Origin of the sequence: Arthrobacter sp. UYEF3, assembly GCF_040546245.1 — a bacterium.
Classification (GTDB): Bacteria; Actinomycetota; Actinomycetes; order Actinomycetales; family Micrococcaceae; genus Arthrobacter.
The window spans coordinates 1-15,204 of sequence record NZ_JBEPNK010000023.1 but is presented as its reverse complement, the minus strand read 5'-3'; the positions used below and the strand labels follow the sequence as shown (position 1 = coordinate 15,204).

Annotated in this window: 11 protein-coding genes and 1 pseudogene; 8 read left to right on the top strand and 4 right to left on the bottom strand. The window is 66.5% G+C overall.

The features are described from left to right. Positions 1–216 precede the first annotated feature (216 nt). The 3 genes from ABIB14_RS14645 (at position 217) to ABIB14_RS14635 (ending at position 2,262) form a co-directional block, all read left to right on the top strand. Complete coding sequence (locus tag ABIB14_RS14645; protein WP_354236645.1) at positions 217–1,428, top strand: inorganic phosphate transporter; 1,212 nt, start codon at positions 217–219, stop codon at positions 1,426–1,428. Next, a complete protein-coding gene (locus ABIB14_RS14640) occupies positions 1,425–1,646 on the top strand; it encodes a hypothetical protein (protein WP_354236644.1) in 222 nt (73 codons plus the stop codon). The genes ABIB14_RS14645 and ABIB14_RS14640 overlap by 4 nt, the downstream gene beginning before the upstream one ends. A 67-nt stretch (positions 1,647–1,713) precedes the next feature. Continuing rightward, positions 1,714–2,262 carry a dihydrofolate reductase family protein gene (locus tag ABIB14_RS14635; protein ID WP_354236643.1) on the top strand — a complete coding sequence of 183 codons (549 nt, stop codon included), beginning with the start codon at positions 1,714–1,716 and terminating at the stop codon, positions 2,260–2,262. A gap of 13 nt (positions 2,263–2,275) precedes the next feature. Here ABIB14_RS14635 and ABIB14_RS14630 read toward each other — a convergent pair whose 3' ends face one another. Then, on the bottom strand, positions 2,276–2,752 hold the full coding sequence (locus ABIB14_RS14630; RefSeq protein ID WP_354236642.1) for a hotdog fold thioesterase: 477 nt from the start codon (positions 2,750–2,752) through the stop codon (positions 2,276–2,278). 211 nt (positions 2,753–2,963) lie between these two features. Between ABIB14_RS14630 and polA the strand changes: the two genes are divergently transcribed. From polA to rpsA, 3 genes are all read left to right on the top strand, one after another. After that, on the top strand, positions 2,964–5,603 hold the full coding sequence (polA, locus tag ABIB14_RS14625) for a DNA polymerase I (RefSeq protein WP_502909678.1): 2,640 nt from the start codon (positions 2,964–2,966) through the stop codon (positions 5,601–5,603). A 57-nt stretch (positions 5,604–5,660) separates the two neighbouring features. Next, positions 5,661–6,941, top strand: a complete 1,281-nt coding sequence (locus tag ABIB14_RS14620) for a GNAT family N-acetyltransferase (RefSeq protein ID WP_502909677.1) — start codon at positions 5,661–5,663, stop codon at positions 6,939–6,941. A gap of 284 nt (positions 6,942–7,225) precedes the next feature. Then, on the top strand, positions 7,226–8,701 hold the full coding sequence (gene rpsA / locus ABIB14_RS14615; protein WP_354236639.1) for a 30S ribosomal protein S1: 1,476 nt from the start codon (positions 7,226–7,228) through the stop codon (positions 8,699–8,701). Between the two features lie 217 nt (positions 8,702–8,918). Here rpsA and ABIB14_RS14610 read toward each other — a convergent pair whose 3' ends face one another. Continuing rightward, entirely contained in the window at positions 8,919–9,359 is a 441-nt protein-coding gene (locus ABIB14_RS14610) for a DUF1810 domain-containing protein (protein WP_354236638.1), read from the bottom strand. 256 nt (positions 9,360–9,615) lie between these two features. Between ABIB14_RS14610 and ABIB14_RS14605 the strand changes: the two genes are divergently transcribed. Beyond that, positions 9,616–10,047, top strand: coding sequence for a VOC family protein (locus ABIB14_RS14605; protein WP_354236637.1), 432 nt, complete (start codon positions 9,616–9,618; stop codon positions 10,045–10,047). A gap of 444 nt (positions 10,048–10,491) precedes the next feature. Here the strand turns inward: ABIB14_RS14605 and ABIB14_RS14600 are convergent, their stop codons facing one another. Together ABIB14_RS14600 and ABIB14_RS14595 are read right to left on the bottom strand one after the other, a co-directional pair. Further along, entirely contained in the window at positions 10,492–11,028 is a 537-nt protein-coding gene (locus tag ABIB14_RS14600) for a GNAT family N-acetyltransferase (RefSeq protein WP_354236636.1), read from the bottom strand. Then, positions 11,012–11,713 carry an IMPACT family protein gene (locus ABIB14_RS14595; protein WP_354236635.1) on the bottom strand — a complete coding sequence of 234 codons (702 nt, stop codon included), beginning with the start codon at positions 11,711–11,713 and terminating at the stop codon, positions 11,012–11,014. The genes ABIB14_RS14600 and ABIB14_RS14595 overlap by 17 nt, the downstream gene beginning before the upstream one ends. Before the next feature lie 87 nt (positions 11,714–11,800). On the opposite strand from ABIB14_RS14595, the pseudogene ABIB14_RS14590 reads away from it, so the two are divergent. Then, a pseudogene (locus ABIB14_RS14590) lies at positions 11,801–14,874 on the top strand (Tn3 family transposase). Positions 14,875–15,204 lie beyond the last annotated feature (330 nt).

Below are 15,204 nucleotides of genomic sequence, written 5' to 3'. Positions count from 1 at the left end.
GAACGGTGCCGCCGGTCCGCGCAGGCTGCCCGTTCGGCCGCTGGAGCCCCGGCCGTGTTTTGCCCGGCATCCTTTGGCGCGTACGATCTTTAAGGTTTCAGGACTGCCTTGATGAATTGCACAGGAGATTCCGGCTGAACAGGCGGTGAACCCTGCCGACAAGGCCGCCACGGGGCATGAAACTGCTGACCGTCGACTCTGCAGATTGGGCAACAGGTGGAAATCACCGTAATGGTGGCGCTCGTCATAGCACTGGCGCTGTTTTTTGACTTCACTAACGGATTTCACGACACCGCCAACGCGATGGCGACGCCAATCGCAACCGGGGCCATCAAGCCGAAAACCGCCGTCGCCCTCGCGGCAGTGCTCAACCTGGTGGGCGCCTTCCTCTCCACCGAGGTGGCGAAGACCGTTTCAGGCGGCATCATCCGGGAAGGGGCCGACGGCGTTCAAATCACCCCTGACATTATTTTCGCCGGCCTGATGGGGGCGATTCTCTGGAACATGATCACCTGGCTCAAGGGCCTTCCGTCCAGCTCCTCGCACGCCCTCTTCGGCGGCCTGATCGGCGCGGCCATCGCCGGCATCGGCCTGCACTCGGTGAACTTCGTCTCGGTGGTCCAGAAGGTTCTCCTCCCGGCCGTCGTCGCTCCTGTCATCGCCGCTGTAGTGGCCTACGTCTGCACCAGGCTCGCCTATGCGTTGACGTCCCGCCACGACCCGGAGACCGGCAGCAAACTCACGCAGAAGCGCGGCGGTTTCCGGACCGGACAGGTCTTCACGTCCAGCCTCGTGGCCCTCGCACACGGCACGAATGATGCGCAGAAGACCATGGGCATCATCACCCTGGTCCTGATTTCGGCCGGCAGCCAGGCCCCTGGCTCCGGTCCGCAACTCTGGGTCATCGGGGCATGCGCGCTGGCCATCGCGGTCGGCACCTATTCCGGCGGCTGGCGGATCATCCGGACGCTGGGCTCCGGCCTCACCGAGGTCAAGCCGGCCCAGGGGTTCGCCGCGGAGACCAGCACTGCCGCCGCTATCCTTGCGTCCTCCCAATTGGGCTTCGCCCTGTCCACCACGCATGTCGCCTCGGGATCGGTCATCGGTTCGGGGATGGGCCGCCGCGGCACCTCCGTGCACTGGTCAACGGCCGGGAAGATTGCGCTCGGCTGGCTCTTCACCCTCCCGGCTGCCGGGATTGTGGGGGCCCTGACAGCAATGCTGGTGCACACCGGCACCGTGGGATTCGTGATCGCCGCGGTCGCCGGCACGGCAGCCGTGGTCTACATGTTTATTGCCTCCGGCAGGAACCCGGTCGGCCACCACAACGCCGTCGAGGTCGAAGAGGCCGGCCAGGCCGTCCGCTTCGCGAAAAAGAAGGCAGCCGCGGTCAGCCGCGCCAACAACTCCAAGGGTGACCGGAAATGAAGTGGCTTGAACTCGTCCTGGTAGCGGGGGCCACCTTCGTCGCGGCGGTCACCGTCGTCGTCCTCTACGCCCTCGGCGTCCGGCTCACCGCCATCGCCGGGGACGTCCGGACCAGGCAGCCCCGCTGGGTGCGGCCGCTCTCCTACGCCTGCTTCGCTCTCTGCGGCCTTGCGGTGCTCTTCGGGCTGTACCTGATCATTCCCTACTTCCACAAGTAGCCCGCCGGCGGGCTGACGCTGCGGTAGAGCGCTGGGAAAGGCATCCGGGAGTGGCTACGCTGGGCCCATGCCGAAATTCCAGTACTTTGTGGCGGCCTCCCTGGACGGCTTCATCGCCACCGCGGACGACCAGCTCGACTGGCTGCTCCAGTTCGACGGATTCGCCGGCGGCAAGGAAAGCTATGAGGCCTTCATGGCCGACGTCGGCTGCGTCGTGATGGGCGGCGAAACCTACGCCTGGCTCAGGCAGCACGAACCCGACAACTGGCCGTACCCCGGAACCCCGTGCTGGGTCTTCACCCACCACGAACTGGCGGCCCCGAAGAGTACGGACATCACCTTCGTCCGAGGACCCGTGACCGAATTCGTCGAAGACCTAATTGACAGCGCCGCGGGCCGGAACGTCTGGGTGGTGGGCGGCGGAAACCTGGCCGCACAGTTCGCGGACGCCGGACTGCTCGCGGAGCTGATCCTCTCGGCCATCCCCGTGGTGCTGGGCGGCGGGAAGCCGCTGCTCCCGCTGGCCCGCCCGACGGCGCCGCTGGAGCTGCTCGCCTCGGCCGCCATGGGACGGGGAGTCGTGGAACTCCGCTACCGCTTCGCCGGCAGCTCCTGAGAACCCCGGCCGATTATTCGGCCGACTCCTCGGGGGCGTCGCGGAGCAGGTTGGTGATCCGGGCGGTGGAAAGCCGGCGCCCCAACTCGTCCGTCATGACGATTTCGTGCGTGGTGAGGGTGCGGCCCAGGTGAATGGCGGTGCAGGTGCCCGTCACCGTGCCGGAGGAGATGGCGCGGTGGTGCGTCGCTCCGACGTCGACCCCGAGCGCCCTGCGCCCCGGCCCCGCATGCATCCCGGCGGCGAAGGAACCCAGCGTTTCGGCCAGCACCACATGCGCGCCGCCGTGCAGGATTCCGGCGACCTGGGTGTTGCCCTCCACCGGCATGGTGGCGACCGTGCGTTCCGGGCTCATCTCCAAAAATTGGATCCCCATCTTCACCACCAGCGCGCCGACGCCCATCCGGCCCAGCCAGTCGTGCAGTTCCGCGGGAACACCCGCTGCTTCAAGTTCGGCGACGAACGGAACTGGCGTGAAATTGTCGATCATGGGAACTAGGCTGGCACCTGTGAGCGAAACTACCAAACCGGCCCTTTCCCCTTCCGCAACTGACACTCTCCCGGCGATTGAGCCGGAATCAGTCCTTGCGGCCCAGCCTGCCGGCAGTTCCAGCCGGGCTGCGGTGTCGGTTTCCGCCACCGAGGCTCCCGTGATTACCGTCACGGACCAGCCGCGCCTCCTGGTGCTGGACGGACACTCCATGGCGTTCCGGGCATTCTTCGCCCTGCCAGCGGACAAGTTCTCCACGGCCACAGGGCAGCACACTAATGCGGTCCACGGCTTTACCTCCATGCTGATCAACCTGATCAAGGAACAAAAGCCCACCCACGTGGCTGTGGCCTTCGACGTCTCCGATGACACCACCCACCGCAAGGCCGAATACGACGGGTACAAGGGCGGACGCAACGAGACGCCGCGGGAAATGAGCGGCCAGATCGACCTCATCGACAAGGTCATGGGCGCATGGGGCATCAAGACCATCAAAATGCCCGGGTGGGAAGCCGACGACATCCTGGCCACTCTCGCCGCCATGGGTGAACAAGCCGGGTACGAGGTGCTGCTGGTGTCAGGTGACCGCGATGCCTTCCAGTTGATTACGGACAACGTGTTTGTGCTCTACCCGAGGAAAGGCGTCAGCGATATTCCCCGGATGGACGCGGACGCCATCCAGGCGAAGTACTTCGTCAGCCCCGCCGAGTACTCGGACCTCGCCGCCCTGGTAGGCGAGACGGCCGACAACCTCCCCGGCGTTCCCGGCGTCGGCCCCAAGACGGCAGCCAAATGGATCAACCTCTACGGCGGCCTTGAGGGGGTCCTGGCGAACCTCGAGGCGATCGGCGGCAAGGTGGGGGACGCCCTCCGCGAAAACGTCGAGGATGTCAAGCGCAACCGGCGGCTCAACCGGCTCCGCACCGACCTCGAACTGCCCGTCACCCTCGACGATCTCGCGGACCCCCGGCCGGACCAGGCCGCCCTCGAGGAGCTGTTCGACGACCTCGAATTCAAGACGATCCGCACCCGGCTCTTCGCCCTCTACGGCAGTGAAGTGACCGAAGCGGAGCGGGAAAGCCTCGACCTCCCGGACTTCGTGACTCCGGCGGACGCCGCCGAGCTGGACGCTTTCCTGGCGGCCGGTGCCGGGAAGCGATCCGCCGTCGCCCTCGACCTGGTGCCCGGCCGGATCGGCTACGACGCTGCCGCGCTGGCGATCGTCCGGGACGACGCCGCCGTCTACGTCGACCTGGCCCGGCAGGATGCGGCCGCCGAAAACGTCCTGGCAAGCTGGCTGCGTGACGCGAAGTCAGCCAAAGTGCTGCACGGGTTCAAGGATGCCCTGAAGGCGCTGTCGGGCCGCGGCTTGGAACTTGACGGCGTGGTGGATGACACCTCTATTTCGGGCTATCTCATCCAGCCCGACCGCCGCAGCTACGACCTCGCGGAACTGGCGCAGCATCACCTCAACATCGCTGTTTCCACCGAGGCCGCCAAGGAAGGCCAGCTTGAACTGGCGTTCGACGTCGATGACACCGCCGCCGCCGGTGCGCTGGTCCACGTGGCCGCCGTCGTCCAGGCCCTGAGCCGCTACTTCGAAGCGGAGCTCAAGGACCGCCGGGCCCAGGACCTGCTGACTACCCTTGAACTGCCGGTCAGCCGGGTCCTGGCCGAGATGGAACTCGCGGGAATCGCCGTCGACATGCAGCGCATGGAGGAGCAGCTCTCGGACCTCGCCAAGGTGATCGACAACGCCCAGGAGCAGGCGTTTGCGGCGATCGGCCATGAGGTCAACCTTGGCTCGCCGAAGCAGCTCCAGACAGTCCTCTTCGACGAATTGCAGTTGCCGAAGACCAAGAAAATCAAGTCGGGCTACACCACCGACGCCGCCTCGCTCAAGAACCTGCTGGAAAAGACCGGGCACGAATTCCTGGTCCAGCTGATGGCGCACCGCGAGTCGGCGAAGCTGCGCCAGATGGTGGAATCGTTGAAGAAGTCCGTCACGGAAGACGGCCGGATCCACACCACCTACGCGCAGAACGTAGCGGCCACGGGACGGATCTCCTCCAACAATCCCAACCTGCAGAACATCCCCATACGCAGCGAGGAAGGCCGCCGCGTCCGCGGCATCTTTGTGGTCAGCGAAGGCTACGAGTGCCTGCTCTCCGCCGACTACTCGCAGATCGAAATGCGGATCATGGCCCACCTCTCGGGCGACGCCGGACTGATCCAGGCCTACAAGGACGGCGAAGACCTGCACCGGTTCGTCGGCTCCAATATCTTCCACGTGCCCACCGACCAGGTGACCAGCGCCATGCGCTCCAAGGTCAAGGCAATGTCTTACGGCCTCGCGTACGGTCTGACCTCCTTCGGCCTGTCCAAGCAGCTGGAGATTTCCGTGGACGAGGCGCGGACCCTGATGAAGGACTACTTTGACCGGTTCGGCGCTGTCCGCGACTACCTCCGCGGCGTCGTCGACCAGGCCCGGATCGACGGTTACACCTCGACCATTGAGGGGCGCCGCCGTTACCTCCCGGACCTGACCAGCACTGACCGCCAACTCCGCGAAAACGCGGAGCGCATCGCCCTGAACTCACCGATCCAGGGTTCCGCGGCGGACATCATCAAGCGCGCCATGCTGGGCGTCTCCGATGCGCTGGCCGGACAGGGGCTGGAATCACGCATGCTGCTGCAGGTTCATGATGAACTGGTCCTCGAAGTCGCCAGGGGCGAACGCGAGGCGGTCGAAAAGCTGGTCACGGAGCAGATGGGCGCCGCGGCGCAGCTGTCCGTTCCGCTCGACGTCCAGATCGGCGTCGGCACCAGCTGGTTCGAGGCCGGCCACTAGGCGGGCTTTTCGGTTCTTTCAAGGTTCCAGGAATTCCAGGGGGAGAAGCACGTGGCAATGCAGTACGAAATCCGCCGGTTCGAACCGGCAGCCAAGGACGATCCTGCATACCCGGAGACCGGCGCGTGGATGCGCGCGGTAGCCTTCGGCTTCCACGATGCCCGCCGGAGCGACGAACGGGTGGACACAGGCATCGCGATGCAGCGCGCGGACCGTCGCATGCTGACCGGCGCCTACCAGACCGGGCCGGTCGCCGACCACTCACTCGGCGCCGAGGTGCCGGTCGCGACCTTCGGCACGCTGGACAAGACACTGAACATTGGTTTCGGACGGTTGCTGGACACCCGGCTGGTCACTGCCGTGACGGTGCGGACCTCGCACCGCCGGCGCGGCCTGCTGCGCCGCATGATGGCCGAGGAGCTGATCCTGGCACGGCAGGAAGGCCTGGCGATGGCGGCTCTGACCGCCTCGGAGGCGTCCATCTACAGCCGGTTCGGCTACGGTGTGGCGACCTCGGAACAGTCGATCAAAGTGGACACCAGTGCTCGCTTCGTCCTGAACCACACCCCGGTGGGCAGTGTCGAGGTGGCCGATCCGAAGGTCCTCCTGGAGCTGGCTCCGCTGGTCTTCGACCGCCTCCACCGCCTCACGCCGGGCTCCGTCGGCCGGCACGAGTTTTACCGCCAGTTCGCCTCCGGTTCCATCAGCCGCGACGACGCCGAAGACCCGAAGGTCAAGGTCGCGCTGCACTACGGCCCCGACGGCGCCGTCGACGGTTACGTCTCCTACAAGTTCGGCGGCTGGTCCAGCACGCCCTACTCGATGGAGGTGGTCGACCTGGTGGCAGCCACCCGGCCCGCGTACCTGGAACTGTGGCAATACCTGGGTGCCATCGACCTCGTCGAGCGCGTCTCCTGGCAGGAAGCGCCCGTCGACGATCCGCTGCCGTGGGCCCTTGAGGACCCCCGCTGCGTCGACGCGTCCGAAGCCCGGGACATGCTCTGGTTGCGGATCCTGGACGCCGGGAAGGCGCTGGAGGCACGCCGCTATCCCGCCGACGGCCGGCTGGTGCTGAAGGTGGCGGACCCGCTCGGCCTGACGGACGGGACGTTCGCCCTGGACGTGAACCGGGGAGTTGGCGTCGTTACGGACGCAGCCGGCGCCGGCGTCGACCTTGAACTGGATGTGTCGGCGCTGTCCTCGATCTACCTCGGAGGAGTGCATCCCGTCACCCTGGCGGCCTCAGGGCGTATCCAGGAGACGACGCCCGGCGCGGCCTTCCGCGCCGCCGGTATGTTCGCCGTCGAACGCCCGGCGCACTGTCTGACGCACTTCTAACCGTGCGTCCCGCCGCCGGCGGCTGCCGCGGGAAGGTATGCCGCTGGAAGGTATGCCACGGGAAAATACGCACCGGCGCCGCCGCGGACGTCGGTGCGCTTTGACCGGCGTTGACGTCTACGACTAGAATAAGCGGGCGTGTATTACGTGCGCGCAACCAAATCCACAACATCAGGATGACCCGGCGGATCGCCTCTGATTCACCGTGTTCTTTGCCCGTGTCGCCGACGCGGGCGGGACGGTTTGCCTGACCGACTAACTATCCACAACGGAGCCCCTACTACATGACCATCACCTCCACCGAGAAGCCCGGTACCCCCGTAGTCGCTATTAACGACATCGGTACCGCTGAGGACTTCCTCGCAGCTGTCGACGCGACCATCAAGTACTTCAACGACGGAGACCTCGTCGAAGGTACCGTCGTCAAGGTCGACCGCGACGAAGTTCTGCTCGACATCGGTTACAAGACCGAAGGTGTCATTCCCTCCCGTGAGCTTTCCATCAAGCACGACGTTGATCCCGGAGACGTCGTCTCCGTCGGCGATCAGGTCGAAGCCCTGGTGCTCACCAAGGAAGACAAAGAAGGCCGCCTGATCCTCTCCAAGAAGCGCGCTCAGTACGAGCGTGCCTGGGGCGACATCGAGAAGGTCAAGGAAGAAGACGGCGTCGTTACCGGTACCGTCATCGAGGTCGTCAAGGGTGGTCTTATCCTCGACATCGGCCTGCGCGGCTTCCTGCCCGCATCCCTCGTCGAGATGCGCCGTGTGCGCGACCTGGCTCCGTACATCGGTCAGCAGATCGAAGCCAAGATCATCGAGCTGGACAAGAACCGCAACAACGTTGTGCTGTCCCGCCGTGCCTGGCTCGAGCAGACCCAGTCCGAGGTCCGCTCCACGTTCCTCAACAAGCTGGAAAAGGGCCAGGTCCGTCCCGGCGTCGTTTCCTCCATCGTCAACTTCGGTGCCTTCGTGGACCTGGGCGGCGTAGACGGTCTGGTTCACGTTTCCGAGCTGTCCTGGAAGCACATCGACCACCCGTCCGAGGTTGTCGAAGTTGGCCAGGAAGTCACCGTCGAGGTTCTCGAGGTCGATCTGGACCGTGAGCGCGTTTCCCTGTCGCTCAAGGCTACGCAGGAAGATCCGTGGCAGACCTTCGCCCGCACCCACGCCCTCGGCCAGGTTGTTCCGGGTAAGGTCACCAAGCTGGTTCCGTTCGGCGCATTCGTTCGCGTTGAAGACGGCATCGAAGGCCTGGTCCACATCTCCGAGCTCGCAGTCCGCCACGTTGAGCTGGCCGAGCAGGTTGTCTCCGTTGGCGACGAGCTGTTCGTCAAGGTCATCGACATCGACCTGGAACGCCGCCGCATCTCGCTGTCCCTCAAGCAGGCCAACGAGGGCGTCGACGCCGAGTCCACCGAATTCGACCCGGCACTCTACGGCATGGCCGCCGAGTACGACGAAGAGGGCAACTACAAGTACCCGGAGGGCTTCGATCCGGAGTCCAACGAGTGGCTTGAAGGCTACGAGACGCAGCGCGCCGCCTGGGAGCAGCAGTACGCTGACGCCCAGACCCGCTGGGAAGCCCACAAGAAGCAGGTTGCCCAGCACGCTGCCGATGACGCTACCGCTGCCACGTCCGGCGATAGCGACTCCGGCACCACCAGCTACTCCTCGGAGCCGGCCACCGCCGACGCCGGTGCGGGCACGCTCGCCTCTGACGAGGCCCTTGCCGCTCTGCGCGAAAAGCTGACCGGCAACTAATTGCCGACCGCCCGGGTTGCTCCGGGCAGACTCAGGCGGGTCCCTGCCACGTGCAGGGGCCCGCTTTGGGTTTAAGCAGCGGGTTCCTGCGGGGCCTCAGGCCTGGGGACATGCCCGGTCCAGGGCCCGGGGTCTGGACATAGTACGAATATGTCCACTGGCCCGGGCGGGCGCGGAGCATGTTCGTAGTATCTGGCGGAGTGAGTGGCGCGGCTGTTCAGGGCGCGGAGCCGATTATCCGGTCCGTGACTGCGTCGGGGCCGCCGTTGAAGTACTCGTCGAGAATCTGCTGGAACACCTGCTCATCGGGTGCCGCACGCAGGAACAGGGTCGACGACGACTGCAGCTTCCGTGCATCGATGCTGCCGAAAATCTGCTCCGCGCTTCGTCCGTCCACGGCGAGGACTGCCCGGGCGCATTCCAGCAGGCGGGCGCCCAGCACCGGGTGGTGAAGATACTCCCTCGCCTCGTCCAAGCTCGAGATCGCATATTTCCGGGAGGTGGGGCTCATTCCGAGGCCGGCGATCTGCGGGAAGACGAACCACATCCAATGGCTCCTCTTTGACCCGCTCCGGAGCTCCGAGAGCGCATGGTGATAAGTGCCCGCCGAGTCCTGGGCTTCCGCGAAACGGGACAGCTCAAAGGGGTCGTCCTCCATGTCACACCTCTCTTGTACATATCGATCAGTCTCCACAAGCCTTCATCCAACCACTGTTCCTGTCCGTAGGGACAGGCCGGAATCGGCTGCGGGGCAGGGATGGACAGCCCCCGCGGATGCCGCCACGGGATATCTGCGGGAGGGGTAGTGAAGCTTGCCATCGCGGCTGACGGAGTTCACACTTTGTAGGTCACAGAGGCACGCTGCGCGACGCGCCCACGAGGTATCAGGCATCGCACCTACGAAGGGACTATTCATGGCCGGAACTTCTAAAGGGACCGGGCATCTCGACGCCCGTCCGTCGGTCAGTCCCCTGCCGCGGGGCATCGGTGCGGTCACCCTGTTCGTGGAAGATCTGGCCGCCAGCAAGCGCTTCTATCAGGACGTCTTTGGCCTCCCGGTGGCCTTCGAGGACGACGCCTCCGCCGTGTTCCAGTTCGACAACACCATGATCAACCTGTTGAAGACGGAGGAAGCGCCGGAGCTGATCCAGCCCGCGCCGGTCGCTCCGCCGGAGGCCGGCGCCCGCATGCAGTTCACCCTCCAGGTGGACGACGTCGACGCCACCTGCGCCGAGCTGGCCAGTCGCGGAGTGGAGCTGCTGAACGGCCCCATGGATCGTCCCTGGGGGATCCGCACCGCTAGCTTCCGCGACCCGGGGGGACATATCTGGGAGATCGCGCACTAGCTCCGGTAACCGTCGCCGGTGGCTGCGTGCGCTCTCTAGGGGTCTGCGCTGGGAGGACATGTCCAGTCCTGGGCCTGACGGGCGGGCATAGTGGCATGATGCCCATTGTTCGGCCGTGGCGTCGGGCATGTCCGGCGGATCCGGGCGGCTCGGAAGTAGTCGCGTGCCACGAAGCCGCTCGGGGGAAGGACATGTCCAGTCCTGGGCCTGACGGGCGGGCATAGTGGCATCATGCCCATTCTTCGGCCGTGGCGTGGGGCATGTCCGCCGGATCCGGGCGGCCCGGGTGTCCGGGGGGTCTGCGCGGGGTGAGGACATGTCCAGTCCTGGGCCTGACGGGCGGGCATAGTGGCATGATGCCCGTTCTTCGGCCGAGGCGTGGGGCATGTCCGTAGGATCCGGGGGGCCCGGAAGTAGTCGAATGCCACGAAGCCGCGCGCAGTGCTAACTGAGATTCAGCCGTGCTTTGACTTGTTGGCCGCCGGCTGCGAGTTCGGCGCCGGCGGAACGCAGCAGGGCCTGCGCGGGACTGTTTCCGGCCGTTGTTTCCGCTTCCAGCAGCCTGGCGCCGGCGATCGATGCCTGGGCCGTGACCAGCCGCAGGGCCTCACGGCCGATGCCGCGCCCGCGGAAGCTTCGGCCCAGCCAGATCCCGGTCTCCAGCGCGACTCCGCGGTGCGCCGAGGGCCCGGTCCCGCCGTCCGGAACCCGACGCAGCCGGACTGAACCGGCCGGCTCGCCGTCCGCAGTGACCGCCCAGGTCTTCTGCCGCCCCGGGCCGTCGAGCCCGGCCGCGGCGGCGTGGTGGTAGGCACGGAACCAGCTGATCCGCTCCGTGTTCCATCCCTCGGCGGTCCCCAGCGGCGGGGTGACCTCGTCGGCGTCGGCGTCGTGCAGCGCTAACGACAGGAGCCGCTCCAGCACCGCGTCCGTGACGTCGAGCAGCGCCACGACGGGCACCGGCTCAGCTGATGGCGACATCGGACCACTCCGATTCTCCCGGGAGCAGTGCGGCGCTTCCGGCGGAGAGGGCCGCGACGCGGTCGGCCGCGTGCGCCAGCCCGGCCGGGTCGTCCGGCAGGGCCAGCCGGAGAACGGCCGTCTGCGCGTCGTAGCTGGCGCCGGCCATCACATATCCCGCCGCCCGCAGTTCGTTCTCCAGCCGCCCGGCGGACGCAAGTGGCACCGCCACGGAGCAGATCCGCAGCCGCTGCCGCCGGACGAGAGGCACCGCCTCCAGTGCGGCGGACACGGATTCGGAATAGGCCCGGACCAGGCCGCCGGACCCGAGCAGGGTGCCGCCGAAGTAGCGGACCACGACGGCGCCGATGTCGCTCAGGTCCGTCACGCCGGGGGCGGTTTCACGCTTTAACAGGGCCTCCAGCATCGGGGTCCCGGCCGTGCCGGATGGTTCGCCGTCGTCGTTGGAGCGCTGCACCCCGCGGTCCGGCCCGAGCACGAAGGCCGAGCAGTGGTGGCGGGCATCGTGGAATTCCTTGCGCAGCCCGCTGACCAAGGCGCGGGCACTTTCCTCGTCGGGGGTGCGTTGCAGCACTGTGATGAAGCGGGACCGTTTGATCTCCAACTCGTGGAGCAAACGGCCACCGGCGGCGACGCTGGTGTAGACAGCGGCTCTGCTTTCGGGAGAAACCGCGTCGTCAGGCACCGCTTCGGGGTATTGGTAGTAACGGCGTGAAATTGCGCGCTAAGGTTCGCTGCGTCGGTGTTCGCGCTGGTGGGTAGTGTGTAGCGTGTGCCGGTGGAGTTCCTGAGTAATGAGAAGGCCGCCGGGTTCGGGCGGTTCGTCGGAAAGCTGTCGCGGGCCGATCTGGAGCGGTTCTTTTACCTCGATGATGCCGATCGGGATCTGATAGCGAAGCGGCGTGGGATCACAGTCGGCTGGGGTTCGCGCTACAGCTTGGGACGGCCCGTTTTCTGGGGACGTTCCTTACGGATCCGCTGGATGTTCCGTGGAGCGCGGTTGATTACCTTGCTGCGCAGCTCGGCATTTTGGACCCTTCTGTGGTGAAGCGCTACACGGAGTGTGTCGAGACGGCAAACGCCCATGCCCGTCAGATCCGCGCCGTGTACGGGTACCGCGAGTACGCCGGGGCTGCGGCCGGGGAGTTGGCGGAGTTCTTGTTCTCGCGCGCCTGGACGCAGGGAGAGAGCCCGACCGTGTTGTTCGAGCACGCAACGGCATGGCTTCGCCGTGAGCGGGTACTGCTGCCGGGTGTGACGACGCTTGTCCGCGTGGTGCAGTTCTCTCGCGAGCAGGCTCAGGCACGGATGCATGGGCTGGTTGCAGCAGCGGCCGAGCGGACCGGGCCCGGGCTTCCTCCCGCGCTGCGGGGTCTGCTCGGCACGGACCAGGGTGAGCAGGTCTCGCGGCTGGAGTTGCTCCGGGCGGGCCCGACGCGGGTCTCGGGTCCGGAGCTGGAGAAGGCGTTGGACCGTCTCGCGGCGATCCGGGCGGTCGGGGCCGGGGCGGTTGACTTGTCGGTAGTGCCGGCGGTGCGGGTGCGGGTGCGGGCGTTGGCCCGGCACGGGCTGGGCGCGAAGGCACAGTCGTTGCGGCGGTTGGCCGAGCCGCGCCGTACGGCGACACTGGTGGCCACGATGGTGGCGTTGGAAGCTTCTGCGCTCGATGATGCGCTGGACCTGTTCGATCTGTTGATGGCCACGAAGGTGCTCGGGCCCTCGCGCCGTGCCGCGGCATGGGAACGGCTGGCGAAGATGCCGGAACTGGAGAGAGTCTCGCGTGTCTTGGCCCGGGTCGGACAGACGCTGCTGCGCGTGCTTGAGGAATCCGGGGAACAGGTCGATGTCGCCGCAGCATGGACGGCCCTGGAACAGGTCGCTGCCCGCGACCTGATCGCTGATGCGGTGGCGCAGGTCGGTGAGCTCGTCCCGGACGAGACCGGTGCTGAGGGTGCGATGCGTGAGCAGATGGCGCGCCGGTTCCGCACCGTGACACCGTTCCTGCGTCTGCTGGCCACGACGGTTCCGTGGGGTGCTACCCCCGGTGGGCAGCAGGTGCTGGGCGCCTTGGCGGGACTGGACGGGCTGCGGGGCCGGCGCAAGGTCCGGCGTGAGGAAATCGACGAGGCGCTGGTACCGCCAGCGTGGCATGCGGCGGTTTTCGGACGGGGCGAAGAAGTTGAAGTGGACCGGGATGCGTGGGTGGTGTGCGTGCTGGAGCAACTGCGCACGAATCTGCGCCGCCGTGACGTGTTCGCGATGACTTCGACCCGCTGGGGCGACCCACGCGCCCAACTGCTCGACGGCCCGGCATGGGATGCGGCACGTAAGCCGGCTTTGCGGTCGTTGAGTCTGGACGGCCCGGTGAGTGAGCATCTGGCGGCAAAAGCCGAGGTGCTCGATGCCGCCTGGCGGGGCCTGGCGGACGCAATCGGGCAGGCAGGTGCCGAGGCGGGCGTCCGCCTGGTCGAAGACGGCAACGGGAGGGTGAAACTCTCGGTGGCACCGCTGGGCGCCTTGGAGGTCCCCGCATCACTGACCCGGTTGCGGGCGCTGGTGGCGGACATGCAGCCCAGGGTGGATCTTCCTGAGATCCTCCTGGAGGTGCACTCCTGGACCGGGTTCCTTGACGCCTACACCCACATCTCCGGCGCCGGGGCCCGCATGGGAGAGCTGCCGGTCTCGATTGCCGCGGTGCTGATCGCCCAGGCCTGCAACGTCGGGCTCACCCCCGTCGTCGCTGAGGGGAACCCTGCGCTGACCCGGGACCGGTTGGGGCATGTGGAGGCGAACTACGTGCGCGCCGAAACGCACACGGCCGCGAACGCGGCGCTGATCCAGGCGCAGTCCGGTGTGCCGATTGCCGCGGCGTGGGGTGGCGGGCTGTTGGCTTCGGTGGACGGGCTGCGGTTCGTGGTCCCTGTGCGCACGATCAACGCGGCCCCGAACCCGAAGTACTTCGGCCACGGCCGAGGCCTGACATGGTTCAACGCGGTCAACGACCAGCTCGCCGGCATCGGTGCCGTCGTCGTGCCTGGCACCGTGCGCGATTCACTCTACGTGCTGGACACGATACTGAACCTGGACGGCGGTCCCCGGCCGGAAATGGTCACCTCTGACACCGCGTCCTACTCCGACATGGTCTTCGGGATCTTCACCCTGCTCGGCTACCGATTCTCACCCCGGATCGCGGACCTGTCCGACCAACGGCTATGGCGCATCACGCTCCCCGGCCAGGGGCCGGGCGACTACGGGGCGATCAATGACGTCGCGCGGCACAAGATCAACCTGGACAAGATCTCCAGACACTGGGATGACATGACCCGCGTGGCAGCATCGTTGGCGACCGGGACGGTGCGCGCCTACGACGTGCTGCGGATGCTCACCCGGGACAATGGGTCCCCGTCCCAGCTGGGCACCGCGATTGTGGAGTACGGGCGCATAGCCAAGACCCTGCACCTGCTGGCCCTGGTCGACCCGACGGACGAGACCTACCGGCGTTCGATCAACACACAGCTGACCGTCCAGGAGTCCCGGCACCGCCTGGCCCGTGCGATCTTCCACGGCCGGCGCGGGCAGATCCACCAACGCTACCGCGAGGGGCAGGAAGACCAGCTCGGCGCGCTTGGCCTGGTTCTGAACGCCGTCGTGCTGTGGAACACCAGGTACACCGACGCCTCAGTCAAGGCACTACGCGAAGCCGGAGAGGAGATCTCCGACGCTGACATCGCGAGAGTGTCACCTCTGGCCGATGCCCATATCAACATGCTCGGCCGCTACGCTTTCACCACGCTCCCGCTCGACGGGCTGCGCCCGTTGCGAGAACCATTCTCGCCCGAGGCATGACCCACCCTCGTCTCCTTGGGGTAGGACCCAAGTACGCCTGAAACCTGCCACACCTGTGGTTTATCGGTCGGTTTCGGATGGTTTCGTGTAGCGGCGGGTGGTCTCCAGCCGGGCGTGGCCCATGAGTTCGGCGACGAGCACGATGTCGTGGCCCTCGCGCACGAGGGTAGTGCCGCTAAAGGCCGGTGTCCAGGCTCGTGGTTCCAGCGCTCGTGCGCAGTCTGGCACAATATTCGGCTCTTCAGAATTGAGAGTGTATTCAGCGTTGCCGCGTGAGGAGTCCGGGGCGGGAGGTTGTTTCGGCTGAGGTGAGGGCCTTGGGAGAGAATC

Bases quoted from the DNA above. Each gene is read 5' to 3' on its own strand.
- ABIB14_RS14640 (WP_354236644.1), top strand. From the start codon at position 1,425: ATGAAGTGGCTTGAACTCGTCCTGGTAGCGGGGGCCACCTTCGTCGCG.
- ABIB14_RS14635 (WP_354236643.1), top strand. From the start codon at position 1,714: ATGCCGAAATTCCAGTACTTTGTGGCGGCCTCCCTGGACGGCTTCATC.
- ABIB14_RS14630 (WP_354236642.1), bottom strand. From the start codon at position 2,752: ATGATCGACAATTTCACGCCAGTTCCGTTCGTCGCCGAACTTGAAGCA.
- polA (WP_502909678.1), top strand. From the start codon at position 2,964: ATGGCGTTCCGGGCATTCTTCGCCCTGCCAGCGGACAAGTTCTCCACG.
- ABIB14_RS14620 (WP_502909677.1), top strand. From the start codon at position 5,661: ATGCAGTACGAAATCCGCCGGTTCGAACCGGCAGCCAAGGACGATCCT.
- rpsA (WP_354236639.1), top strand. From the start codon at position 7,226: ATGACCATCACCTCCACCGAGAAGCCCGGTACCCCCGTAGTCGCTATT.
- ABIB14_RS14610 (WP_354236638.1), bottom strand. From the start codon at position 9,359: ATGGAGGACGACCCCTTTGAGCTGTCCCGTTTCGCGGAAGCCCAGGAC.
- ABIB14_RS14605 (WP_354236637.1), top strand. From the start codon at position 9,616: ATGGCCGGAACTTCTAAAGGGACCGGGCATCTCGACGCCCGTCCGTCG.
- ABIB14_RS14600 (WP_354236636.1), bottom strand. From the start codon at position 11,028: ATGTCGCCATCAGCTGAGCCGGTGCCCGTCGTGGCGCTGCTCGACGTC.